1 protein-coding gene is annotated in these 704 nt (G+C 51.0%); it reads right to left on the bottom strand.

The window, feature by feature from the left end; all coding sequences use genetic code 11:
• Positions 1-189: 189 nt before the first annotated feature.
• Positions 190-531 (bottom strand): hypothetical protein, encoded by a 342-nt coding sequence (locus F2P46_RS36050; RefSeq protein WP_166899313.1) that lies wholly within the window; start codon positions 529-531, stop codon positions 190-192.
• Positions 532-704: the final 173 nt, after the last annotated feature.

The following is a 704-nucleotide window of genomic DNA, read 5'->3' as shown; positions in this document are numbered from 1 at the left end:
CCGATGATAGTGCTGCAACCAGTGTGAAAGTAGGTCATCGTCAGGCTAGTTATAAGAGAAAGACCCCGGTAAGCCTAAGCGCGCTCAAGATCGCGCTTAGTGCAAACCGGGGTTTTTTTTCGTCCGCGTTTTTGTTGGACGATCGCCAGGTGATCTGGGATGCCCTGGCGACAGGGCATGAGCACCAGCCTATTTCACGATCGTCAGCTGCTTCACAATTTCAACTCGGTCATCTCGGTGAGGGCCGGCGATGCGGTCACGGTTGCGTTCAATCTTGTACTCCAATATCACCTTAGTTCCTTTGAATTTTTTCTTCAAAGAATGTCCCCCGTAGCCGTCGTTGTCCTCCTCCAGGAATTGGTTGCATACATCCGTCACGCAATAGGCGCTGACTTCCTTGCCATCGGCAGTGCGGATAATCACACCGTTGTTGTCGCTACCGCCGCCCCCAATCAGCTTTCCAGAAATCGTCGTGGCAAGTACTACCTGAGGTAGAGCAAGCAGCACAGCGAAGAGATAAGGTCGTTTCATGTGAGTCTTTCTGGCAAAAAAGTATCAAGATGTCCATTATTACAGACTTAAAAGCCATCTCAGCAGGAAACCCAACAAATTCCTTGCTAGTGAGCAGCGCCTTTGCTATAGTTCGCCTCCCCGCTGAAGCGCTAGCGAAATCAAGTAGTTGGCAGGCAGTCCAGGGGCGTTTC

The sequence above is a fragment of the Massilia sp. CCM 8734 genome, assembly GCF_011682155.1.
In the GTDB taxonomy this organism is placed as follows: domain Bacteria; phylum Pseudomonadota; class Gammaproteobacteria; order Burkholderiales; family Burkholderiaceae_D; genus Telluria_A; species Telluria_A rubra.
The sequence above is the reverse complement of the archived record's forward strand: the minus strand, read 5'-3'. Positions and strand labels throughout refer to the sequence as shown.